The organism is Vibrio sp. HDW18, from assembly GCF_011306175.1.
Lineage (GTDB): Bacteria > Pseudomonadota > Gammaproteobacteria > Enterobacterales > Vibrionaceae > Vibrio > Vibrio chanodichtyis.
In genome coordinates this window covers 704,817-728,178 of the sequence record NZ_CP049913.1, presented here as the reverse complement: position 1 = coordinate 728,178, position 23,362 = coordinate 704,817, and the positions used below count along the sequence as shown (strand labels likewise).

Below are 23,362 nucleotides of genomic sequence, written 5' to 3'. Positions count from 1 at the left end.
GTTTTTTATTAACGAGATCTTGCTCACTAGCCCGATATTCCGTTAATTTAACCGATGAAATTAATTCTGGCGAATTGTTGTGACCCCCTTCGCAATCTCAAACAAAGAGCAACACTCCCCCTTAGATGAGCGATGACTTGCGTGTTTTTTCATCGTTTTGGTGAGGGTGATGGTCGTGATTATTACGTTTTTTCGTGGTGTAAAGTAAGTTAAAAATATAGCATTTATACCCTTCCTACTTGAAGCTGCAGCGGTGTTGGCGAGGTTCGTTCACCCCAATCACATAGTTTGCCTATGCTCATGGGGACTCACTCATTTGCCGCCTACCTGCAACTCCAAGTTGTTTGGGTGTAGAGTCATTTCCAACCTTAGCCTGTTGGCCTACAGCTCGATAATTGCTGATAAAAAAACCCACCATGCGGTGGGTTGAAATGATATCGGCTAATTAATCGCTGCTGGTGAGCAGCTTTTGTAACTTATCGCGCTGCATTTCAATATGAGCCCGTTCCGGACCTGATTCTTTGCAGTGTTCTAAGATGTAATCCAGCGAGTTGAGTACGGTTCTCCAACGTGGTGTTCTTGGTAGAGTTTCGATCCGTAGGTATTTATCCAAGGTGCGAGTTTGTAAGGTACTACGGTCAAGATAGACACGCCATAAACCGCTTTGTTCAGCAAAGGTGAATTTGCTTTGCCCAGAAACTCTCTCCCAATAATTGAGCGCACTGGTCATCGCTTCGACTAATACTGCACGCATCAAATCTTGTTTCGATTGATACTCACCAGTCGCTTTGTCGGCGAGCCGAGTAAATTCGCCACCGAGCTCTTTGAGTTTTTGCAGTTTGTCTTTATCTCCCTCAAAGGCATAGCTAGACAGCGCTTCTACTGCAGTCTCTAAATTGTAGATCCGCGCGGCGTTGATACTGCCACCGACATTAAAAATGTACATCGCTTGCAGGCCGGAACCTTGTGGTAAGCGCAGCACATCGGCCGAGAGGTGTTGGCGTACATCTTCAACATAAACATCAATGTTACCGCAGTAATGCTCTTGATCAATCGAGAGGTATTTAGGGGCGATCAATTCTTCAGCATTGGAGCGTTTAAGCTGCTCTGGCGTGCGTCTAAATAGGCGTGCTGCCGCTTCATTGGCAAAACGTACTTTATGTTCTTCATTGACACATAAAATTGCTTCGGGAGCCGATTCTAGCTGTTCCAATAAGCGTCCTTGAGTTTCCAGTAAACTAGCTTCGACCATGGCTCGATGCTTGAGCTCTTGTTGTAACTGTGCATTTTCAATCCGGCGTAACTCTGCCTTACTGGCGGTCAGATGAGCCATAATTCGCGCCGCGAGCTCTTGCTTATTAAACGGTTTACATAAGTAGTCATTTGCACCAGCATCAAAGCCACGTACTCGATCATCAGGCTGGTTGAGTGCGGTGAGCATGATGATTGGCAATTCGGCATGATCGTAGTTTTGTCTTAATTTTTCACAGACTTGATAGCCACTCATCCCCGGCATCATGATGTCGAGCAATATCAGCTCTGGTTTTTCAGCTTGTACCGCCTCCAGTACTTGGTGTCCATCTTGGACAGTATGCACTCGATAACCTTCAAGACGTAAAAAACTGTCTAATACTCGTAGATTGACAGGTTCATCATCAGCGACCAGCAGCAGTGGCCCATGTTCATTTTCCGGTAATGAACTCTGCTCTGGTAGCTCTGGGTCAATCAGATCAGGGGCTTGGAAGTGCGACAGTTCTATAACATCCGCTTGTTCGATCTCAGCTTGAGTGGCTAATGGCAGGGTAAAGCTGAAAGTGGTTCCGACCATTGGTTGACTGCTAACATACAAGGTGCCATCCATTAGCTCGATCAACTGGCGGCTGATCGACAATCCTAAGCCTGCACCTTGACGGTAGCGACTGGCGTCTTGACCGGCTTGGATCAGTGGTTCGAAAATCTGCTCAAGTTGATCGGCCGGAATGCCTTGCCCGGTATCTACCACTTGTACACGTACCTTATCTTCCATACAGGTGGTCGAAATGACAATTTTGCCTTCGGAAGTGTATTTAATTGCATTACCAATCAAGTTGTACAGTACTTGCTCTAAGCGTTGGGGGTCGACTGAAACCCAGACCGGTTGATCTGGCACTTGGTTGATGATCCGTAAGGTTTTTTTGCCGAGTAAATGATGCGAGAGTTCAAGGACTAAGCGAGTGGATCTCGACAAATCGACGGCACATCGTTGAATGTCTAACGCGCCATAGCGCATTTTATGATAATCAAGCAGATCATCGACTAGGGTTGCTAAGCGCTGGCCACTACTAATGATGATATCAAGCTGATATTTATGTGCTGCCGTTAATGGGCCATTGGCACCAGACACTAACGCCTCGGCAATGCCGATCATGCCATGTAACGGGGTGCGCAACTCGTGTGAGGTGGTGGCAAGAAATTCATCTTTCAGCTTGTTAGCCAGTTGTAGCTCATCATTTTGTTTACGAATGATCAGCAGATTGCTTTCCAGCTCTTTATTTTGTGCTTTGATCAGGGTGATTTTGTCACGGATCGAACGTTGCATTCGTTCAAAACTGACCGCTAAACGACCGATTTCATCTTTACGTTCGGTGTTGATCATCGCTTCATCCAAATCGCCCGCCGAGACGCGTTCCGCCGCCCAGGTCAGTTTCAATAATGGTGAAGTAATGAAGTTTGACAGATAATGTGATGCGATAATCACTAATACAATTGCGGTCAGCATCGCTAACACAAACAATTTTTCTAGCTGGCGTATGCCAGCAAACGCTTCTTTTTCTGGCAACTCAACCACGAGTGCCCAGTGAATACTTTTCAGATTAATGGGTGTATAGGCGGCAATAACATTTGCTCCCTCGGTGTTGGTATAAGTGCCAACTGAGCGTTGTCCTGATAAGGCTAAATCGACCACTTGCTTACTTTTTTCAACCGCAATATCCGCCGTAGTCAGGGTTCGAGATCGATGATCTTGGCCGACTAAGATAGTTTGCATTGTTGGGTGGTTATTGCCGTCGGCAATCAATTTAGTAATCGCATTACTCGGTAGGCGGAACATCGCATAACTGTGCAGGTAGCCTTGCTGGATGATCGGCGCACCTAGCCAAGCGTACTGTTGACCATTTTGTGGTTCAAAATCAGAGATCACCACTGGAGTGAAATCTTCATTGGCTTGGCGCTGTTCACTGACCATTTGTTCTAGGCGTTTAAAGGTTTGGCCAAGCAGGTTGGCTTGGTCTTTTCCAGTGAGTAAATTGGTGCCAAAGTTATCGTGTTTGTAGATTGAATAGACCACGTTACCGTCAATATCGACCAACAAAATATCATCAAAATCGGAACGTTTAAGTAACTCCAAATATGCCCAGTGATAACGCTTATGCAGTAGGCGGTAACGTTCACTGCCTACATAGGCGCTCGACTGTGGTAGTACTGAGGTTTTGATCTGATCGCCAGAGCCGGAGATATAGCGCTGCTGGGCATGTTCACGCGCCCCTTCAATCGTGATGTCTAAGCGTTGAAATGCATTGACCAGACCATAAAAACGCCCGCCACTGGCATAGGCGAGCTCAGAGCGCACAAAGCCCATCACTTCCGACTCTTTCGCCAACATGTAATCAATCACTTGTTGCTGTTTAGTATCTCGTACTGAAACAAGGTAAGAGGTACTTTGCTGTTCGAGATCTTGACTGTGTGAACGCAGGAAAAACAGCGCGGTAATCGTCAGTGGAATGATGCTCAGTGTCAGAAATGCGGCCATCAGCGTATTCTGTAGGCGCTTGAATTTTTGTTTTCGATAGAACCTAAACATAATTAAGACGTTACTTCTTGGTCAAACTCAATGACGTTGGTCAGCCATGAGTGAGTGGATGATAAGAAACAATGAAAGTAACGAAATTAACGAGTTTTTTTACTTTGACAAGTAAGTCCAAGCTAAAGCGTGGGGATAGGCACAAAAAAGGCCAGAGCAAGGCCGTTTTTAGGCGAACTTTTCGTCAAAAACGGCAAAATAGGCGACGTTATTTTTTTGCGTGATAGATGGTAAATTTGCTGGTTTTGGCTGCAATATCACACTGGCCAAAGGCTTGTTCAATGATTGGTGGGTATTTTAAAAAGCTGTTGGCGACCACCCACAGTGAGCCTTGATTGGCGAGGTGATTGACCGAGTGTGCCAATAACTGTTCAGTCGCGCCATAACTGGTCTGCAAGCCGGAATGGAAAGGCGGATTGGTGACAATCGCTTGGTAATCACGGCCCGCATTAGAAAGCATATCAGAGGGATAGACCTTGCCGTGTAGCTGGTTGGCGCGCAGCGTTTCTTGACTAGAGCGAATCGCCAGTGCACTGATATCGGTCATTTCCAGCTCAATTGCTGGGTTGAGAGTGGCCATTACGCAGCCTAATACACCAGCCCCGCAGCCAACATCAATCACTTTGCCACTTAACGCCGGTAAGGTATCCAGCAACAGTCGACTACCAAGGTCAAATTCTCCATGGCTAAACACCCCTGGTAGGCTGCGAATCGTCAGCTCGTGCCCTTGATAGTGAACGGTATAAGATTTAAACCACTGGTTGAGCTCAAAAGCGGCCGGAGTATTAACGCATTGTCCCCAATAAAATGAGCAGCGACGTGCCGAATCGTATTTGTGGATCGGGCCGTAAGCGGCGAACATTTTTTCAATGCTTTTGACCCCAGAGCGATTTTCACCGACCACGATAATTTCGGTGCCGGTACCGAGTTTAGCCAGCAACATCGCCAGCAGATATTCCGCTTCTTGCTTGGCTTTCGGCCAATAGAGCAAAATTAAATCAGCCTTAACCTCATCAGTGAGCTGTTCACCAAAATAACAATCGATGGCAGCGTGCTGCTCGAGCTGTGAAAAATAGCCGTAATGCGTTGTGAACACCGCAACTGAAGCACAATGTTCACGCAGTTGGAGTGGAAACAGATCTTCTACTTCACCGGCAACCAACACATGCTTATCGGCAAAATAGTCGAGTTGACGAAGGGCAATTTCACTTGGGGCGGTATAAGGTTGCATGGCACGCTCTAGAGCAGAAAAAGGGGGCCGATTTTCGCACACTCAGCCCGCTGAATGAAGTGTTAACTTTGGATCAACTGTTGTCTTGTTGATCCAAAAAGCTGCGAAATTCTTCTTCGTAAAGATTAAACAGCACTATGGTGATGGCAAAGATCAGTGGACCATAAATCAAGCCAATCAAACCAAACAACTGGAGTCCGCCAAGCAGGGAGAAAAAGATCATCAGCGTATTCATGCCGGCACTGCCTTGCATTAACAAAGGGCGCAGCAAATTATCAATTGAACCCACTATGATCACGCACCATATGGCAAGGAAAATTCCCCAGTTAGTGTCGCCAGTTAACAACAAATACAGTGTGGCTGGGATCCAGATTAACGCAGTACCGATCACGGGAATGAAAGAGGCGAAGCCCATCATGGTACCCCAAAATAGTCCGGGGAATCCGGCGAGCCACATGCCCAATCCACCCGCTAAGCCTTGGGCGATCGCGGTTAAAAACGAGCCCATTACCGCCGATTTAGAGACATTTTCAATTTCTGTCAGTAAGCGATCTTCTTGGCTGCGTGATAGTGGCAATATATGACGGATCGCACTGATGATCTGATCGTGGTCACGCAGCAAGAAAAACAGCACAAACAGCATCAGGAAAAAACTCATGATAAAGCTGGTGGTATCCCCGACAATTTTGGCACTAATACTCACCAAATTACTACCAAATGCAGTAGCAAATTGGCCAATTCGCTGCGCGATTTGTTGCGAGCTAATCTCTTCAAAGGGCAAATATTGATTGATTAAATCGAGCCCTTTAACCACCCATGGGTGATTGAATAACTCCTGAATACCGCCATGCGAGACCCAAGTGTAAAGGTTTTGCGAAAATTTCGATCCTTGTTGTACCAGCGCGCCAAAAATAAAACCGAGCGGGATCACCACAATCACGGTCAGCACGAGACAAGATAACAGTGCGGCAAGATTGTGGTGTGAGCGCAACTTACCTTCAAACCAGCTATGGATTGGAAACATCAATAAAGAGAGGATGAACGCCATCACAATCGAATTGATATAAGGTTCAACCAGCCAGTAACAAGCGAGAGCTGCCGCCAGCAGTGCCACCACTAATACACGATGACGGGAGGTTAATGGGATTTTTTCTGACACAGAAGTTGTCCGCTTAAAGGAGTGTTAAGGCTATAATGAGGCCAATTGCGCTGCTTAGCAATCGAGAGGTGGATATGGGGTGTTGTGATAAAAATGAGTGTAGTGACAAGTCGGCAAAACGTAAGTCAATTGCGTGGCTGGCTTTGGTGATTGGTGCTTTGGTGCTGGTGAGCCTGTATTACTGGCAGTAAAGCTGGTTTACCCGTACACAAGTCGATAAAAAGGCAGCCGATCGGCTGCCTTAGTTATCTATAGTGGGTTATCTACAGTTATTTATCTATAGATTTAGCCATCGATGGTGTATGGCTTAAGCCTGCGCGGCTAGGATTGCAAAGCTGCGATCGGCCGCTTCTAGCGTAGCGGCAATTTCTCTGCTGCCATGTGCCAATGAGGTAAAGCTGGCTTCAAAGGCGGAAGGGGCGAGGTAAACGCCATGCTCTAACATCAAATGGAAGAAGCGTTTGAAACGTTCCACATCACAACGGGCCACGTCTTCATAGCAGGTTACTTGCTTCTGCTCGGTAAAGAAGAAGCCAAACATGCCGCCTACTTGATGGACTAACAGCGGAATACCGTGTTGATCAGCCAGTGATTTGAAACCATCCGCCAGTTGTTTGGTGATTTCAGCGAGGCGTTTTTCATTGCCTTCTTCACGCAGCAGATTAAGGCATGCATAACCTGCGGCCATCGCAATCGGGTTACCCGATAGAGTGCCGGCTTGGTAAACCGGGCCCGTTGGCGCAATGTACTGCATGATTTCACGTCGACCACCAAACGCACCGACGGGCATTCCACCACCAATCACTTTACCTAATGTGGTTAAGTCGGGCTTAATGTTGTAATAAGCTTGCGCACCGCCTAGTGCCACGCGAAAACCCGTCATTACTTCATCAAAAATCAGTAGTGCGCCGTGTTGGTCACAAATCTCGCGCAGCCCTTGATGGAAGCCTTCCACGGGTGGGATACAGTTCATATTACCCGCTACAGGCTCAACAATAATACAGGCGATTTCACCGGGATTGGCGGCGAAAAGCTGGCGCACAGAGTCTAAATCGTTAAAACGAGCGGTTAAAGTATGCTTAGCAAAATCTTCTGGAACACCAGGAGAGCTTGGTTGACCCAAGGTCAGCGCACCCGATCCGGCTTTGACTAATAAGCTATCGGCATGGCCGTGGTAACAACCTTCAAACTTGATGATTTTATCGCGGCCAGTGTAACCCCGTGCGAGGCGAATCGCACTCATGGTCGCTTCCGTACCGGAGTTAACCATGCGCAGTTGTTCCATCGATGGCACTAACTCAGAAACTAATTCGGCCATAGTGATTTCCATGGCGGTTGGTGCGCCAAAACTTAAACCACGCTGCGCCGCTTGCATCACCGCATCACGGATCGCAGCATGGTTATGGCCAAGGATCATCGGTCCCCATGAACCGACATAATCAATGTAGGCTTTGCCATCGGCATCAAAAATCAGCGCGCCGTCAGCTCGTTCAATGAAAATTGGCGAACCACCAACTCCGTTAAAGGCACGCACAGGGGAGTTGACCCCGCCAGGAATGGTGGTTTGTGCCTTTTGATATAACTCGGCGGATTTGGTCATGTTATTTTCCTCTTATGATCAATCGGACCAATTTGGGGGGCATTGTACGCCTATGCTCCATAGGGTGAAATATTTTCGCTACATTTTTACCGAAGTTGTCGATCAATCATCGCAAGTCTGCTTGTCATGCAGCGATTTCAGTTAGCAAATCCATTTCGATTAAGGCTAATACTTGAACGCTTAACTCAGGTATTAGATAATCGCGCCATTATTACTATGAGATGTGTAGCGCACCCTTGACAGGTTAGCGTGGCACGTTGCACGAATGAGAGGTCATCGTGAGCGAAGTTACTATTCCATTATCCTTTTCTGACGCGGCAGCAAGCCGGGTCAAAGCATTGATTGCTGAAGAAGAAAATCCATCGCTAATGCTGCGTGTTTACATTACTGGTGGCGGCTGTAGCGGTTTTCAGTACGGTTTTACTTTTGATGAAACGGTTAATGAAGGCGATACCACGATTGATAACAGTGGTGTGATTTTGGTGGTTGATCCGATGAGTTTGCAGTATTTGATTGGTGGGGTGGTTGACTATACTGAAGGGCTGGAAGGGTCGAGATTTTTCGTCAATAACCCAAATGCCACCACTACCTGTGGCTGTGGTGCATCATTTAGCGTTTAATTGTGCGCGCTATCGAGCCGCAATATGCTTAACAACGAATAGGGCCAGTTGTGTGTTTCGACTGGCCCTCTTTTTATCGATAGTTTCAATGTTACTGCTTGGCATACAGCAACTGGCTGTAGCGTTCGAGTTTGGCCATGCGCTGCTTGGCATTGGCAATAAAGGTCTCTTTGGCTTTGCCTTTCAATGATTGAGCCTGCGGTAACTCGACCGTTCTTGGGTTTTTGTGTACGCCATTGACCAAAAATTCATAATGTAAGTGCGGCCCAGTGACGCGACCAGTGCCGCCTAAAGTCCCAATCGTTTGATTTTGTTTGACTCGTTGACCGGTTTTAACCATACGTCGTTGTAAGTGCAGGTATTTGGTCAGGTAAGTGCTGTTATGCCGAATATAAACATAGTTACCGTTAAATTGGTTGTAGCTCGACTTTTCCACCACGCCATCCCCGCGGCCCAAATTGGGGTGCCAACCGGAGCCACATAGTCGGTTCCACGGTGCGCAGCTACTTGGCCAGTGACCGGATGCAAACGCCGCGGATTAAAATTCGATGAGACACGGCGAAAATCGACCGGTGAGCGCAAAAAGGCTTTTTTCATCGCACGACCATCTTGGTCGTAATAGTTACCCGTGTTGTCATCCAAAATGGTGGTAAAGGTTGTGCCTTGGTTGGTAAAGGTGGCAGCAATAATATTGCCGCGTCCAATCACGCTGCCCTCGACAATTTTTTCTTGATAGAGCAATTTGAACTGATCGCCGGCGCGAATATCGAGTGCGAAATCGATATCCCAGCCAAACAGATTGGCCAATTCCATAATTTGGTTGGCGCTTAATCCTGCCGCTACGCCCGCATTCCAGAAATTAGAGGTGATCTCTGCTTCGGCATAGTTGAGTTGGAAAAACACCTCTTTCTTATCAAATTCGGAGCTGAAACCTGAGTCTGAACGCGTCACCACAAAGCTTTCGTAAGGGCTAATGGTACGTTTGAGCTGCACCAACTGATCATTTTCATCAAAACCGAATTTCAATTCATCCTTCGGCATGAGTCTAGATAATTGACTATTAATATCACTGTTGCTTGAGGTTAGCTCATGCAGCAAACGTGACGAGAGTCCGGCACGTTGAAACAGCACAGCGGCGCTCTCGCCATTGCGGACTTGGTGCGTTTCCCAGCGCAGCATCGTGGTTGAGATCGGCGTCTCTTGCTCTAGGTTAGCAAACAGTTGGTTATCGAGTTCTATCGGGTAATGACGCCCAACTTCTAATTGACTGTTCGATTGACGTAAGCCATCCGAATTGGGTAGAAAAAACACCGCGAATACGATGATGGCGCTAAATGCGGTGATTAACACGCGGTGTAGCCAAGGCAGACGATTGAAAAGAGAAAGCATATTCAGTTCAAATTCATTTAATTATTAACAAAATCGCTGCCCGCTAGTCTAACTGGTTTCAAAAAGCATCGCTATTCAAGTAAGATGTCCCACTAGCATATTTTTGCCAAATCTGTGGGAGTGAACAAGAATGGCGAGTATTGAAGCGGCTTTGGCTGAGATTAAACGTGGTGTTGAAGAGCTGATCCCAGAAGAAGAGCTGATGGCTAAGCTCAAAGAAAATCGTCCACTACGCATTAAATTGGGCGCGGATCCAACGGCTCCGGATATTCACTTAGGTCATACGGTTATCCTCAATAAGCTGCGTACTTTCCAGGATTTAGGCCATGATGTGACATTTCTGATTGGTGATTTTACCGGCATGGTCGGTGATCCGACTGGTAAAAATACCACTCGTCCACCGCTGACCCGCGAAGATGTATTGCGCAATGCGGAAACCTATAAGCAGCAAGTGTTTAAGATCCTTGATCCAGCGAAAACCAAAATTCAATTCAATTCAGAATGGTTATCGCAGCTCGGCGCAGAAGGGATGATCCGACTCGCTTCGAATCAAACGGTAGCACGTATGCTAGAACGCGATGATTTTAAAAAGCGCTACCATAATGGCCAGCCGATTGCTATTCATGAGTTTATGTATCCTCTGCTACAAGGTTATGACTCAGTGGCGATGGAAACTGATGTCGAGCTTGGCGGTACCGATCAGAAGTTCAACCTGCTGATGGGACGCGAGCTGCAAAAATCCCATGGTCAAAAACCACAAGTGGTATTGATGATGCCGCTGCTGGTTGGGCTGGATGGCGAGAAAAAAATGTCGAAGTCCGCGCACAACTATATTGGGGTGAGCGAAGCGCCGAGCGAAATGTTTGGCAAAATCATGTCGATCTCTGATGATCTGATGTGGAGCTACTACGAACTACTCTCTTTCCGTCCGTTAGAGCAAATTGCTCAGTTCAAAGCGGATGTGACGCAAGGCACCAACCCGCGTGATATTAAGATCCTACTCGCGAAAGAGATCATTGCCCGTTTCCATAGCGAAGCGGATGCTGAAGCGGCAGAGCAAGAATTCATCAATCGTTTCCAAAAAGGCGCGATGCCAGAGGAGATGCCAGAGTTTAGTTTTGCGGCTGGGATTGCGATCTCTAATCTGTTGAAAGAGGCGGGGCTAGTGGCTTCTACCTCGGATGCGCTGCGTATGATCAAGCAAGGGGCCGTGAAGCAAGACGGTGAGAAGCTCGAAGATGCCAAATTAGTCCCTGTTTGTGGCACTGCGGTTTACCAAGTGGGTAAGCGCAAGTTTGCCCGTGTGACCATTCAGTAATATAACTATTCAGTAATATGATCATTGAGTTGTAGTCAGCTACTTGCTTACATCGAAAAAAGCGCCAATCGGCGCTTTTTTTATCGCCGCCGTTTGAGTGGCTAAGTCCATTGATTAAGCCCATTGATTAAGTTTACTGACTAAGCTAGCGCGCCTTGAGCACTGTAGTGGTCACGGTGAGTCAGCTCAGCTTTATGACGCATTGGCCTGTGAGCGATCCCACTCAATCAGTTGTTGGTAAAGCTCACTTTCAAATTGCACAATCGGCGCTTCCACTGCCACGCTGGGTTTGGCTGAGGGCGGAAAATAATCCGTGACAAATTGAACAAACAGAGCGGTTGGGCGCAGCTGTTGATCGACGATAAAGCCAGCCATGTTATAGGTGCCATACAGCGAACCACTTTTGGCTTTAATTTGACCGCTGACGAGTGGGCTGCGCATACTGCGCCGATATTGCAAGGTGCCAGATTGCCCAGCGTTAGGCAGCATAGCAATTAAGCCAAGCTCAGCATCATGCTGATAAAGATAGCGCAGAGTCTCTAGCATCACTTGTGGCCGGATCCGGTTATTGCGCGACAGACCTGAGCCATCCGCCAACGGGCTATCTTGTAAATCAATCCCAGCTCTGGAATACAAGATCTGTTTAATCGCTTGCGTGCCGTTGGCAAAACTGCCTGGTTGCAGATAAAAATGCTGGCCTAAGGTTTTGGTTAAGCTATCGGCAATCAAGTTGTCGGATTTTTGCAGCATAATGGGCAACAATTCAGCCAGTGGCGCGGATTGATGTTGCGCCACGCGTTCAAATGGTGCCAATGGCGGAGCGCCAATCTTAACTTGGCCTTTAAGCTTGATATTTAACTGCCCCAGTAGGCGATACACGATGCGCTGGGTATACAGACCCGTATCTTGCACCGCTAATTTCAAGGCTAATGGTTTATCTCGCTGTACTAAACAGCCGGCTAATTGATAGTGGTTTTCAGGGCTGGTGGTGAGCTCTAAATCGCAGTGTAGGCTCTCTTGCTGCGCTTGGCTGACACTGATCGTTTGTGACTGCACATGCACAGGATGGTGCTCCGGGACATAGACTCGGGTTTTGCCTTGTGGCTCAGTATAAATTGAGGCTTGAATGCAGTTACTGTCTAAATTGATCGCACTGACCGGCGCACTATAGCAGACGCCGAGAATGTCCCACGGCCAGCCAACTGCACGTTGATAGCCGCTAAATGCGCTATCATCCAGCCATAAATCACCGTCGATCTGCCCGCCGCTGTGCACTTTAAGCTGCTGGAGTAGTGCGTTAATATCGGCACTGGTCAGGGTTGGATCTCCGGAAAAACGGATCGCCCAATCTTGTTTCGCGCGCAGCAGTTTGGTACTAAAGCGAAACTCATCGCCCAATTCCAGCTTGGCCGCCAGTGCGGTTAATATTTTAAGGGTGCTGGCGGGCGGATAATATCCGTCGGCATTGAGCGCAAGCGTGGGTTGCGTAGCGCGAATCGGCTCAATCAGTAATGCGTAACGTGTGCCAGCCGGAAGCTTATGGATTGCACCACTCAATGGGTTTTGCGCGCGCAGCGGCGCGGCGCCAAGCAGCAAACTGAGCAGCAGTAGTCTAATTAAGATAACGCGCCAACCCATAACTCAAACTTCCACAGATAATCGAATTTGCAGTATAGCCAGATAAAAAAACGCCTGCTAGTGAGCAGGCGTTAAGCATGTGACCTTAAGTCAGCAATTAGAAGTCGTAACGTAGGCCGATGGCCAGTTCGTCTTCTGCTTGTGCTTTGGTAATGGTTGCATCTGCATCTAACAAGTTGAAGTTGTATGAGATGTAAGTGCGGAAGTTAGGCTTGAAGAAGTAAGTTGCATCGATTGCAAAATTATCAGCTTCATCGGCTTTAGTACCTGAGGTTTTAGACTCTAGGTAGTTGTATGTAGTTGAGAATACAGCTTGGCCTAGCTTGTATTTTGCAGCTAGTTCATAACCAGTCAGGTCTGTTGTTGAGTCTTTTTCGCCATCAACAAAAGCACCCGCGAAGTAGAAATCAGCGATCGCGTAAGAAGCCGCCAGCATATATTGGTTAGCTTTGTCTTGGTCGGCATAACCCGCACCGATATTGAAGCCAGTGTCACCCAATGCGTAGATTGCGGATAGAGAGTAGCCATCTTCGCCATTGTCAGTGTAATCAGTATTCCAAGTACCACCAGTTTTATCTGCTGAACGGTCTGCAAAACGATAGCTCGCTTTGACGCTTAGGTCGGCAAATTGACCTTTATACGCCAGCATATTGTCAACACGGTCAGCTACGGCAATTTTGTAGGCTGCTGAGTTACCGTGGTAAGCCATGATATCGGTAAAGTCAGTGATCACGCCCAGCGCGCCATCGTTTTTACCGTAAGTCACTTCACCGAAGGTGCCGCCGATACCGGCATAGGTATAACGGTTGTCTAGGTCGCCTTTCTTATCTTCGCCGTCGTCTGCGGTAGTGAATTCGCCTTCATAGAAACCGACACCGTACAGGCTATCGTTGATCGCCACTTTACCGAGGAAGTTTAGACGTACGCGAGTTTTGTCATTCGCTTTACCATCTTTTACAGACAGACGCGCTTCAGCACGGCCGCCCATATTCAGAGAGGTGCCATCTTGATTGTAGAGTTCGCTAGCGTTTACACCGGTCGCCACTGCAGCAGCTGAAACAGCAAGAGCAATAAGAGTCTTGTTCATATTATTAAGTCCTAATTTATTGTCCATAAATTTGATTTTTATACGACGTAAGCCACGTCACACGAAATTGACTCACCATCAAGCCGGACCAATCTGCGGTATGGGGGTACACAACCACACAGTCTAGCGAAATTGATGCTGTTGCCGATTTCGTGGTTGTTTTTTTACTCCCAAAGTTCCGCTATCGGTTAGTAAAATGATATAAATCAGGCTTATGAACGCTGTTTTATTGAGGGTAAAAATTTATCAAGATGATGTTTTTATTAAGTTTTTATTAATTTTTGTTGATCGAAAAAAATATTGTTTTAGCGATGTTTTTTATTTTTTTTTATCAGATTTGAGTAAATTGACGACAATTCAACTGTGTTGACGATCACAGATAAAATGGTGAAATCACCATTGGCGTAAATTCGCCTCGCAAATCTTGAATTTGGATGATTTCGCTCTTAACTTTGTTTACACTTTCGGGTAATCCAAATGGTTCAACCCTGACCTGACTCGCTTTAGGATGTTGGGGATGTTTTTTATTGTCCAAAGCAACACTTTGGCGCAGAGGTAGATGATGGAAAAAGTTCCAATGACATTGCGTGGCGAACAGCTGCTACGCGAAGAGCTTGATCGGCTATTAAAGCTCAGACCGAAAATTACACAAGCGATTGCAGAAGCGCGTGAGCTGGGTGATCTGAAAGAGAATGCGGAATACCATGCCGCTCGCGAAGAGCAGGGGATCTGTGAAGCGCAAATCCGCGATATCGAATATAAGCTGTCGGTAGCGCAAGTGATCGATGTGACCAAAATGGACAACAGTGGCAAAGTGATTTTTGGTGCCACGGTTACTGTGGTTGATGTCGATAGTGAAGAAGAGAAAACTTACCAAATCGTTGGTGATGATGAAGCCGATATCAAATCAGGCCGTATTTCGGTTAACTCACCGATCGCTCGTGGTTTGATTGGCAAGTTTGAAGGCGATGAAGTGGCGATTGCGACTCCAGGTGGCGATAAGCTGTTGGAAATTGATCGCGTTGAGTATCGTTAATTCGATGCCCAATAAGGGAAAAGGTCGCGATTGCGACCTTTTTTGTGGATCCTGCGGCGGATTATTTGCGCGGCAATTCGATTTTGCGTTGTTGCGATTGGCGATAAAGTACCAATACTTTACCAATCACTTGTACTTTTTCGGCACCAGTTTCGCGAACAATAGCATCAACAATCAATAGTTTAGTTTCACGATCTTCGGAAACCACTTTGATTTTAATCAGTTCGTGGTGATCAAGCGCAATTTCGATTTCCGCCAGCACAGCTTCTGTTAATCCGTTTGCGCCCATTAACACAACCGGTTTTAAGTTGTGTGCCAAGCCTTTCAGATGCTGTTTTTGTTTGTTGCTTAGGTTCATTACGCGGCCAAATTTATTTAATATTAGGGTTGAAAACCGTCATTTTAGCGCCATCTATTCGAGAAGACTATATTTTCTACCATACTTTCTCAGATCGTGGTGACTTAGTTAGGAATATAATGAGTAAACAGAAACACTCAGCCAGCTCAACTCGCTGGTTAAAAGAGCATTTTGATGACAAGTACGCTAACGAGGCGAGAAAAAAAGGTTATCGTTCACGTGCGATCTTCAAAATAGAAGAGATCCAAAACAAAGATAAACTGCTCAAACCCGGCATGACGGTGGTCGATCTAGGCGCCGCACCGGGTGGCTGGTCGCAATTTTCTGCCAAAGTGGTTGGCGAGAGTGGGCGGGTGATCGCCTGTGACCTGCTACCGATGCAGTCGATTGCTGGTGTCTCTTTTCTGCAAGGGGATTTTCGGGAAGAAGCGGTATTGAATGCCTTACTTGAGCGCATTCAGCCAGACATGGTCGATGTGGTGATGTCGGATATGGCGCCGAATATGGCTGGCAATCTATCGGTTGATCAACCGCGCGCTATGTATCTGGTTGAGCTTGCACTGGATATGTGTCGACAAGTTCTGGCTCCCGATGGTAGTTTTGTGGTGAAAGTGTTCCAAGGCGAGGGGTTTGATGACTATGTCAAGGCCGTACGCGATCTGTTTAAAGTGGTGAAAATTCGTAAACCAGATTCCTCACGAGCCCGTTCACGAGAAGTTTTTATCGTGGCGACTGGTTACAAAGGTTAACTATTTCACCCTTGGGTGTCCAAGTAGAGTCTATAGCCGCTAGTGATAAACTGTAGTACCCTATTTTTCAATTACAATTAGTTATCGAGAGGCTTACACCTTGAGTGACATGGCAAAAAATTTAATTCTGTGGCTGGTGATTGCGGTCGTTTTAATGTCGGTATTCCAGAGCTTCGGCCCGAGTGAAAACAGTGGCAGAGCGGTTGACTACACCACCTTCGTAAAAGAAGTGGGTCAAGGCCAGATTCAGGAAGCACAATTCAACAACGGTGAAATTACTTTCGTGCGTCGTGGTGGTGGTAGCCGTTATGTAACTTACATGCCGGTTTATGATCAAAAGCTGCTCGATGACTTGATTAATCAAGACGTTAAAGTACAAGGCACGCCTCCAGAAGAGCAAAGCTTACTCGGCACCATCTTTATCTCATGGTTCCCGATGATTCTGCTGATTGGGGTGTGGATCTTCTTTATGCGTCAAATGCAAGGCGGCGGCGGTAAAGGCGCCATGTCGTTTGGCAAAAGTAAAGCACGCATGATGAGTGAAGAGCAGATCAAAACCACCTTTAATGATGTGGCTGGCTGTGATGAAGCTAAAGAAGATGTGAAAGAGCTGGTCGATTACCTGCGTGATCCTAGCCGCTTCCAAAAACTCGGTGGTAAAATTCCAACAGGGGTTCTGATGGTGGGGCCTCCCGGTACTGGTAAAACACTGCTAGCCAAAGCGATTGCCGGTGAAGCGAAAGTACCGTTCTTTACTATTTCCGGCTCTGATTTCGTTGAAATGTTTGTCGGTGTCGGTGCATCGCGTGTACGTGACATGTTTGAACAAGCCAAGAAAGCCTCACCTTGTATCATCTTTATTGATGAAATCGATGCGGTCGGCCGTCAACGTGGCGCGGGTGTTGGTGGTGGTCATGATGAACGTGAACAAACCCTCAACCAAATGCTGGTTGAAATGGATGGTTTCGAAGGTAATGAAGGCATCATCGTGATTGCAGCTACCAACCGTCCAGATGTACTTGACCCTGCTCTATTGCGTCCGGGACGTTTCGACCGTCAAGTGGTGGTCGGATTGCCGGATGTGCGTGGCCGTGAACAGATCCTTAAAGTGCATATGCGTAAAGTGCCTTTGGCCGATGATGTACAGCCTGCATTGATTGCTCGTGGTACTCCTGGTTTCTCTGGTGCAGATTTGGCTAACCTCGTTAACGAAGCCGCCCTGTTTGCCGCTCGCGGTGACAAACGTAACGTGTCGATGGTTGAGTTTGAACTGGCGAAAGACAAAATCATGATGGGTGCCGAGCGCCGTTCGATGGTGATGTCGGAAGAAGTCAAAGAGTCTACCGCTTATCATGAAGCCGGTCATGCGGTGGTTGGTCGTTTAGTACCAGAACATGATCCAGTGTATAAAGTGTCGATCATTCCACGTGGCCGAGCGCTAGGGGTGACCATGTATCTGCCGGAGCAAGATCGCGTCAGCATGTCGAAGCAGCATCTGGAATCGATGATCTCTAGCCTATATGGTGGCCGTCTTGCTGAAGAGCTGATCTATGGCAAAGATAAAGTGTCAACCGGTGCTTCGAATGATATTGAACGTGCCACTGAAATTGCACGCAAAATGGTGACCCAGTGGGGCTTCTCGGAAAAACTTGGCCCGATGCTCTATGCGGAAGATGAAGGTGAAGTGTTCCTTGGTCGTAGCGTGACTCAGACTAAACATATGTCGGATGACACGGCTAAGTTGATTGATGATGAAATTCGTATTTTGATCGACCGCAACTATGAACGTGCACGTCAAATCATTAGCGATAACATGGACATCATGCATGCGATGAAAGATGCGTTGATGAAATATGAAACCATCGATGCCGGTCAAATTGATGACTTAATGGCTCGTAAAGCGGTGATCCGTGAACCTGCTGGTTGGGGCGATCACGCTAAAGCGACTACTGAAGTCAAGGCAGCACCCGCTGCGGCAAGTGATTCAGATAGCGCTGCTGCGGAAGAATCGGTCGATCCTCAACCGGATGCTAGCGCATCGAGTGATAACAAAGACGCACAATAAACGCGCTGTTAATCCTAAACCCCGACTTGTTCGGGGTTTTGTGTTTGCAAGGGAGGGAAATTTATCCATATGAAAATTAGCTATGCCAATAAGCAGCTTGATCTGCACTCTCCAGTCGTGATGGGGATTTTAAATACCACGCCAGACTCTTTTTCTGACGGCGGATGTTATGTGGATCTCGACCTCGCGCTGACTCGCGCACAGCAGATGATCAACGCGGGGGCGGCGATCATTGATATTGGCGGTGAGTCGACTCGCCCTGGTGCGCCAGAAGTCACCTTAGCTGATGAATTGCAGCGCGTGATCCCGTTGGTGCAAGCGATCCGTGCGCGAGACTCACAAGTGTGGATCTCGATTGATACCAGTAAAGCTGAAGTTATGCGCCAAGCTATTGCTGCAGGGGCGGATCTGATTAATGATATCCGTGCCTTACAGGAGCCGCAGGCGTTAGAAGTTGTGGCGCAAGCACAAGTGCCGGTGTGCATTATGCACATGCAAGGCCAGCCGCGCACCATGCAACAGGATCCGCATTATCACGATTTGATTGAAGAGGTTAGTCAATTTCTGGCTGAGCGGATTGCTATCTGTGAAGCGAGTGGTATTAAGCGTGAGAATATTATCTTAGATCCCGGTTTTGGCTTTGGAAAATCGATCCAACACAATTATCATTTGCTCGCTCACCTAGAGCAGTTTCATCGTTTCGGATTGCCGCTTTTGGCGGGAATGTCCCGTAAGTCAATGATCTTTAAAACGCTGAATAAGCAACCTGCAGAGTGTGTCGCAGGGAGCGTTGCGTGTGCGACACTTGCCGCACAGAAAGGGGCGCAAATCATTCGGGTACATGATGTTGAAGCAACAATTGACGCACTGAAAATGGTGCAGATGATGCACAGCAATCAGTAAAAATAATAAATTAAAGGGAACGCAAATGTCTGATAAAAGACGTTATTTTGGCACTGATGGGGTGCGTGGTAAAGTTGGCCAGTACCCGATTACACCTGATTTTGTACTTAAGCTTGGCTGGGCGGCTGGACGTGTTTTGGCAAAACAAGGCACCAAAAAAGTCATCATAGGTAAAGATACGCGGATTTCTGGCTATATGCTGGAGTCGGCCTTGGAAGCGGGACTGGCGGCGGCGGGGTTAAAAGCCACCTTTACCGGACCAATGCCGACCCCTGCGGTCGCGTATCTGACTCAAACTTTCCGCGCTGAAGCGGGGATCGTCATTTCGGCATCGCATAATCCTTATTATGACAATGGGATTAAATTCTTCTCTTATCAAGGCACCAAGCTGCCGGATGAGATTGAGTTAGCAATTGAAGCTGAAATGGATAAACAGATCGAATGTGTTGAATCGGCTGAGTTGGGCAAAGCGACTCGCATGGTGGATGCCGCGGGACGCTATATCGAATTTTGTAAAAGCACCTTTCCTTCTCAGCTCAGTTTATCGGGATTGAAAGTGGTGGTTGATTGCGCGCATGGTGCCACTTACCACATTGCACCGAATGTGTTTCGCGAGCTGGGTGCCGAGGTGATTGCGATTGGTGTTGAGCCGAATGGATTAAATATCAATGATCAAGTCGGTGCCACTGATGTGCGTGCTTTGCAACAACGGGTGGTCGCAGAGCAAGCGGATCTTGGCCTTGCCTTTGATGGGGATGGAGATCGCATCATTATGGTTGACCATCTGGGTAATAAAGTCGATGGTGACCAAATTGCCTACATCATTGCGCGCGATGCATTGCGCCGTGGTGAACTCAAAGGTGGCGTGGTCGGAACCCTAATGACCAACCTTGGGATGGAAAATGGCTTAAAACAGCTCGGTATTCCGTTTGTGCGTGCTGCGGTCGGTGATCGCTACGTGATGGAAAAACTGCTCGAAAAAGGCTGGAAAATTGGCGCAGAAAATTCAGGTCATGTGATTTTACTGGATAAAGTCACCACTGGAGATGCAATTGTGGCTGGGTTGCAAGTGCTCGCTTCAGTCGTCGGCAGCGAAATGACCCTGCATGATCTCGCCAAAGGTATGACACTTTATCCACAAGTGCTGGAAAATGTTCGTTTTGCTGGTGACAATAACCCGCTGCAAACCTCTGCCGTTAAAGCGGTGGTTGCGCAAGTTGAAGCGGAACTCGGTTCGAAAGGGCGAGTGTTACTGCGTAAATCGGGCACAGAGCCGCTACTGCGCGTGATGGTAGAAGGTGAAGATGCCGAGTTGGTGCAACAATCTGCTCTGAAAATTGCCCAAGCGGTCAAGGATAACTGCTAAGCAGGATGGGTTGGTGATGATTCCTAGCCGATTGATTTTGCGCTAGGAATTATCTGAATGCTTAAAAAATCGCGCTTGTGCGAGTTTTTTAAGCGATCAAAGCGAAAAGTGATTTTTTTAGAAAATTCCGCTTGTCAGCTCCAGAACCATTGGGTAGTATTGCGTCCGCTTTCGGAGAGAAAGGTCGCTGGCTTTGTTCGAATCGTCAATGATAAGAATGGCGCTAGCTCAACAAATATGAACATAGGTGGAAGTAATGTTTACAGTTCTACTTGTGATTTACCTGTTGGCAGCGGTTGCTATTATTGGCCTAGTGTTGATTCAGCAAGGTAAAGGCGCAGATATGGGAGCCTCATTCGGTGCCGGCGCGTCAAACACTGTGTTTGGTGCTGGTGGCTCAGGTAACTTCCTAACCCGAATGACTGCAATTTTTGCAACAGTATTCTTTGTTATTAGTTTGGTGCTGGGTAATATGTCTACGCATAAAACTGAATCACAATGGGTTGACCCGTCACAAGGTCAAGTGATTCAACAAACTAGTGATACAGTGAGTGAAGCGCCTGCCAAGAGCAGTGACGAAATTCCTCACTAAGCTGTCAGTAACACGATAGCGCAAGATATGCCGAGATGGTGAAATTGGTAGACACACTAGCATGAGGTGCTAGCGCCTTAGGTGTGAGGGTTCGAGTCCCTCTCTCGGCACCATATTTACAAACTTGTAAATCACCTTGTTGAGCGTATAATGCTCGCAAGTCGGACGCGGGGTGGAGCAGCTTGGTAGCTCGTCGGGCTCATAACCCGAAGGTCGTTGGTTCAAATCCAGCCCCCGCAACCATCTCTCTTTAGCTAGAGAGACAAGTTTGGCAGTGTTAACCTCACTGCAGTTGAGAAGCGATTCTCAATTTATCAGGGTCCAGCAATAAAAAACCCCGACTTAATCGGGGTTTTTTATTATCTGAATTTCCTTTTCGGGAAGATTTGGATGTTTGCTTGGAATTTAAATTGGGCTCTCAGCCCTTTTTTTGTTTCTGGAGTGGTTTAGATGACGGGTTTAGAAAGACAACTTACTGAAATGCTTGAAGCTCCGGTAGTTGCTGCTGGTTATGAGTTGGTCGGATTAGAGTTCGTACGTGCGGGAGAACACTCCACACTGCGTCTTTTTATCGATCATGCCAACGGTATCAACGTGGATGACTGTGCGGCAGTGAGTCACCAGGTGAGTGCCGTTTTGGATGTTGAAGATCCGATTTCGGTCGTTTACTACCTCGAAGTCTCTTCACCGGGTCTGGAAAGACCACTCTTTAAAGCAGCACATTATGAGCAGTTTATTGGTCACGAGGTCAGCATCGTTTTGAAGATGGCTGTTGGCAACCGTCGCAAGTGGAAAGGTGTTATCCAATCAATTGATGGAGAGACTGTTTCTGTGCTGGTTGATGGGCAAGCGGAAGAGTTTGCTCTAAGCAACATTTCAAAAGCTAACCTGATCCCTAAATTTTAAGTCTTTGAGGCTAGAACAATGAGTAAAGAAATTTTAGCGGTAGTTGAGGCGGTTTCTAACGAGAAAGCGGTACCTCGTGAGCGTATTTTTGAAGCGCTAGAAACTGCGTTAGCGACTTCAACTAAAAAGAAGTATGAAATTGAGGTCGATGTACGTGTTGCTATCGATCGTAAAACGGGTGCCTTCGAAACTTTCCGCCGTTGGTTAGTAGTCGAAAACGTTGAGAACCCAACCAAAGAGATCTCATTTGACGCGGCAAGCTATGATGATGAATCGGTACAATTGGGTGATTACATTGAAGATGAAATTCAATCAGTAACCTTCGATCGTATTACCACTCAAACCGCTAAACAAGTGATCGTACAAAAAGTACGTGAAGCTGAGCGAGCACAGATTGTTGAGCAATTCATTGATAATGAAGGTGAGTTGGTTACCGGTGTTGTGAAAAAAGTGAACCGTGAAACGGTGATCTTGGATCTTGGTAACAATGCTGAAGCCGTGATCCTGCGTGAAGACCAACTGCCGCGTGAAAACTTCCGCGCTGGTGACCGCGTGCGTGGTTTGCTGTTTAAAGTGGCTCCAGAAGCGCGTGGTTTCCAACTGTTTATTACTCGTTCTAAGCCTGAAATGTTGACCGAGTTGTTCCGCGTTGAAGTGCCTGAAATCGGTGAAGAGCTGATTGAGCTGAAAGCGGCTGCGCGTGATCCTGGTTCGCGTGCCAAAATTGCAGTGAAAAGCAATGATAAACGTATTGACCCAGTGGGTGCTTGCGTTGGTATGCGTGGTGCGCGTGTACAAGCGGTTTCTGGTGAACTCGGCGGTGAGCGTATTGATATTGTGTTGTGGGACGATAACCCTGCGCAATTTGTCATTAATGCGATGGCACCTGCGGATGTAGCTTCAATCATTATGGATGAAGATACCCATTCAATGGATATCGCGGTGGAAGCCGATAATCTTGCACAAGCGATTGGTCGTAACGGACAAAACGTTCGTCTTGCTTCACAACTGACCGGTTGGGAACTGAACGTGATGACGGTTGCCGATCTGCAGAAGAAACACCAAGAAGAGTCAATGGCATCGATCGAAAACTTCATGAAGTATCTCGATATCGAGCAAGATTTTGCTGAGCTATTGGTTGAAGAGGGTTTCTCAACCCTAGAAGAAGTGGCTTACGTACCAATGAATGAGCTGTTAGATGTTGATGGCTTAGATGAAGATTTGGCTGAAGAGTTACGTAGCCGCGCTAAACAAGCGCTAACCACGCTTGCGCTTGCGCAAGAAGAATCGTTCGAAGGTCTTGAGCCAGCAGAAGATTTGCTAGCACTAGCAGGACTTGAGCGCGAAATGGCATTCAAACTGGCAGCGAAAGGTGTTGCGACACTAGAAGATCTCGCTGACCAAGGTGTGGATGATTTAGAAGGTATTGAAGGTCTAACTGAGCAACGTGCGGGTGAGCTGATTATGGCGGCTCGTAACATTTGTTGGTTCGGTGAAGACGCATAAT

Annotated in this window: 18 protein-coding genes, 2 tRNA genes and 1 pseudogene; 12 read left to right on the top strand and 9 right to left on the bottom strand. The window is 47.2% G+C overall.

Annotation, left to right across the window (positions count from 1 at the left end):
* Positions 1-445 precede the first annotated feature (445 nt).
* The 4 genes from G7083_RS03385 to hemL all read right to left on the bottom strand — a co-directional run bounded on the left by G7083_RS03385 (position 446) and on the right by hemL (position 7,828).
* On the bottom strand, positions 446-3,838 hold the full coding sequence (locus tag G7083_RS03385; protein ID WP_166013588.1) for a response regulator: 3,393 nt from the start codon (positions 3,836-3,838) through the stop codon (positions 446-448).
* 208 nt (positions 3,839-4,046) lie between these two features.
* Positions 4,047-5,069 (bottom strand): 16S rRNA (guanine(1207)-N(2))-methyltransferase RsmC, encoded by a 1,023-nt coding sequence (gene rsmC / locus G7083_RS03380; RefSeq protein WP_166013587.1) that lies wholly within the window; start codon positions 5,067-5,069, stop codon positions 4,047-4,049.
* A gap of 73 nt (positions 5,070-5,142) precedes the next feature.
* A complete protein-coding gene (locus G7083_RS03375; RefSeq protein ID WP_166013586.1) occupies positions 5,143-6,228 on the bottom strand; it encodes an AI-2E family transporter in 1,086 nt (361 codons plus the stop codon).
* Between the two features lie 307 nt (positions 6,229-6,535).
* Positions 6,536-7,828: a glutamate-1-semialdehyde 2,1-aminomutase gene (gene hemL / locus G7083_RS03370; protein WP_166013585.1), complete on the bottom strand. Its 1,293-nt coding sequence runs from the start codon at positions 7,826-7,828 to the stop codon at positions 6,536-6,538.
* 278 nt (positions 7,829-8,106) lie between these two features.
* Between hemL and erpA the strand changes: the two genes are divergently transcribed.
* On the top strand, positions 8,107-8,448 hold the full coding sequence (erpA, locus tag G7083_RS03365) for an iron-sulfur cluster insertion protein ErpA (RefSeq protein WP_166013584.1): 342 nt from the start codon (positions 8,107-8,109) through the stop codon (positions 8,446-8,448).
* A 91-nt stretch (positions 8,449-8,539) separates the two neighbouring features.
* Here erpA and G7083_RS03360 read toward each other — a convergent pair.
* Positions 8,540-9,837 (bottom strand): annotated as a pseudogene (locus tag G7083_RS03360) (peptidoglycan DD-metalloendopeptidase family protein).
* A gap of 130 nt (positions 9,838-9,967) precedes the next feature.
* On the opposite strand from G7083_RS03360, the gene tyrS reads away from it, so the two are divergent.
* A complete protein-coding gene (tyrS, locus tag G7083_RS03355) occupies positions 9,968-11,155 on the top strand; it encodes a tyrosine--tRNA ligase (RefSeq protein ID WP_166013583.1) in 1,188 nt (395 codons plus the stop codon).
* A gap of 192 nt (positions 11,156-11,347) precedes the next feature.
* On the opposite strand, the gene dacB is transcribed toward tyrS, so the two are convergent.
* The 3 genes from dacB to G7083_RS03340 all read right to left on the bottom strand — a co-directional run bounded on the left by dacB (position 11,348) and on the right by G7083_RS03340 (position 14,415).
* Positions 11,348-12,793 carry a serine-type D-Ala-D-Ala carboxypeptidase gene (gene dacB / locus G7083_RS03350; protein ID WP_166013582.1) on the bottom strand — a complete coding sequence of 482 codons (1,446 nt, stop codon included), beginning with the start codon at positions 12,791-12,793 and terminating at the stop codon, positions 11,348-11,350.
* 97 nt (positions 12,794-12,890) lie between these two features.
* Positions 12,891-13,880, bottom strand: a complete 990-nt coding sequence (locus G7083_RS03345) for a porin (protein ID WP_166013581.1) — start codon at positions 13,878-13,880, stop codon at positions 12,891-12,893.
* Positions 13,881-14,253: 373 nt separating this feature from the next.
* Positions 14,254-14,415 (bottom strand): hypothetical protein, encoded by a 162-nt coding sequence (locus G7083_RS03340; protein ID WP_166013580.1) that lies wholly within the window; start codon positions 14,413-14,415, stop codon positions 14,254-14,256.
* 27 nt (positions 14,416-14,442) lie between these two features.
* Between G7083_RS03340 and greA the strand changes: the two genes are divergently transcribed.
* Positions 14,443-14,916: a transcription elongation factor GreA gene (greA, locus tag G7083_RS03335; protein ID WP_166014978.1), complete on the top strand. Its 474-nt coding sequence runs from the start codon at positions 14,443-14,445 to the stop codon at positions 14,914-14,916.
* A gap of 61 nt (positions 14,917-14,977) precedes the next feature.
* On the opposite strand, the gene yhbY is transcribed toward greA, so the two are convergent.
* A complete protein-coding gene (gene yhbY, locus G7083_RS03330; RefSeq protein ID WP_166013579.1) occupies positions 14,978-15,274 on the bottom strand; it encodes a ribosome assembly RNA-binding protein YhbY in 297 nt (98 codons plus the stop codon).
* A gap of 119 nt (positions 15,275-15,393) precedes the next feature.
* On the opposite strand from yhbY, the gene rlmE reads away from it, so the two are divergent.
* From rlmE to nusA, 9 genes are all read left to right on the top strand, one after another.
* Positions 15,394-16,023, top strand: coding sequence for a 23S rRNA (uridine(2552)-2'-O)-methyltransferase RlmE (gene rlmE / locus G7083_RS03325; RefSeq protein WP_166013578.1), 630 nt, complete (start codon positions 15,394-15,396; stop codon positions 16,021-16,023).
* A gap of 109 nt (positions 16,024-16,132) precedes the next feature.
* Entirely contained in the window at positions 16,133-18,088 is a 1,956-nt protein-coding gene (gene ftsH / locus G7083_RS03320; RefSeq protein WP_206212106.1) for an ATP-dependent zinc metalloprotease FtsH, read from the top strand.
* A 69-nt stretch (positions 18,089-18,157) separates the two neighbouring features.
* A complete protein-coding gene (gene folP / locus G7083_RS03315; RefSeq protein WP_166013577.1) occupies positions 18,158-18,991 on the top strand; it encodes a dihydropteroate synthase in 834 nt (277 codons plus the stop codon).
* 25 nt (positions 18,992-19,016) lie between these two features.
* Entirely contained in the window at positions 19,017-20,357 is a 1,341-nt protein-coding gene (gene glmM / locus G7083_RS03310) for a phosphoglucosamine mutase (RefSeq protein ID WP_166013576.1), read from the top strand.
* A 256-nt stretch (positions 20,358-20,613) separates the two neighbouring features.
* On the top strand, positions 20,614-20,949 hold the full coding sequence (gene secG / locus G7083_RS03305; RefSeq protein ID WP_166014977.1) for a preprotein translocase subunit SecG: 336 nt from the start codon (positions 20,614-20,616) through the stop codon (positions 20,947-20,949).
* Positions 20,950-20,978: 29 nt separating this feature from the next.
* Positions 20,979-21,062 (top strand) — tRNA-Leu (locus tag G7083_RS03300).
* 53 nt (positions 21,063-21,115) lie between these two features.
* Positions 21,116-21,192 (top strand) — tRNA-Met (locus tag G7083_RS03295).
* Between the two features lie 207 nt (positions 21,193-21,399).
* Positions 21,400-21,855 carry a ribosome maturation factor RimP gene (gene rimP, locus G7083_RS03290; protein WP_166013575.1) on the top strand — a complete coding sequence of 152 codons (456 nt, stop codon included), beginning with the start codon at positions 21,400-21,402 and terminating at the stop codon, positions 21,853-21,855.
* Positions 21,856-21,873: 18 nt separating this feature from the next.
* Positions 21,874-23,361, top strand: a complete 1,488-nt coding sequence (nusA, locus tag G7083_RS03285; protein ID WP_166013574.1) for a transcription termination factor NusA — start codon at positions 21,874-21,876, stop codon at positions 23,359-23,361.
* The last annotated feature ends 1 nt before the right edge of the window (position 23,362 follow it).